Annotated in this window: 2 protein-coding genes; both read left to right on the forward strand. The window is 39.4% G+C overall.

Annotated elements, in window-relative coordinates:
* Positions 1-652: hypothetical protein (locus O970_RS09950; RefSeq protein WP_166667106.1), on the forward strand; the 652-nt coding region annotated here is incomplete at its 5' end.
* A gap of 9 nt (positions 653-661) precedes the next feature.
* Positions 662-905, forward strand: a 244-nt coding sequence (locus tag O970_RS08940; RefSeq protein WP_133459362.1) for a hypothetical protein, incomplete at its 3' end; no start/stop codon positions are given.

Genomic DNA, 905 nt, shown 5'->3' on the forward strand with positions numbered 1-905 from the left:
GGGTATGGCGCATTCGGGTAATGACTACTTAATCGCGATGATGGGCGTTAAAGCCAATATAGAGATAGAAAGAGAATCCTACCTCTACCCCTCGCTACCCATACATCAATCAGGGAAAGCGAGACGCCATGTGAGCAACCAAGGGCGAGGGGGCGTTATTGGCATTAAGCAAGCGATGCGGGCACTGTATATTGTGATGAAATTTCCAAAATATGATGCAGACGTCAGTGATTTTGAGGGCACAGTGCGTATTGCCCAAAAAAGTGCTAACGGCGCCTATGGGATTGTTACGCTATCGGTGGCTAATGGTAAAAAATATCCTATCATCACCTTACTGCAACAGCCAGATAAAGATAGTTTTTTTGTGCAGAGAGGGGAGCCTTTAGCGATTACGGAATTTAAAAAAGAATTTATAAAAAACCGAGTTGGAAGAGTGGAAGCTTATAATGAGGCGATAGATAAAAAGACAAAGCAAAAATTAGGTTATTACGAAATATTATATAAAGTGGGCGAATTTTTTATAATGCGGGAAGGTAAGGTGCAGATTTATTATAAGCTAAAGTATTGGCATCATGGGCGAACAACACAAGATAAAAATGGCAATCCTATTGAAAATAAACCGATATTATTAAGTTATTCTTATGATCTTTAAGGAAAAAGCATGAAAAAATTACAAAAGCTAGCGACGCTATTAATAGCGATAGCTGCCGCAACGTCTTTAAGTGGCTGTTATAACAAAAGTGAACTGAAAAAGATGATTCAGGCAGAGTATGACCGCATGCGGTCGTTACGAAAAGCGGGGGATTTTTGTTTTTATTTAGGGAGAGTAACCTTTCCTTATGATGAAGTGCCCATGAAAGACGATGATCAAAGATGGGAAACGTGGAATAAAGAGGATTTAATTC

This window comes from Candidatus Schmidhempelia bombi str. Bimp (assembly GCF_000471645.3).
In the GTDB taxonomy this organism is placed as follows: Bacteria; Pseudomonadota; Gammaproteobacteria; order Enterobacterales; family Orbaceae; genus Utexia; species Utexia bombi.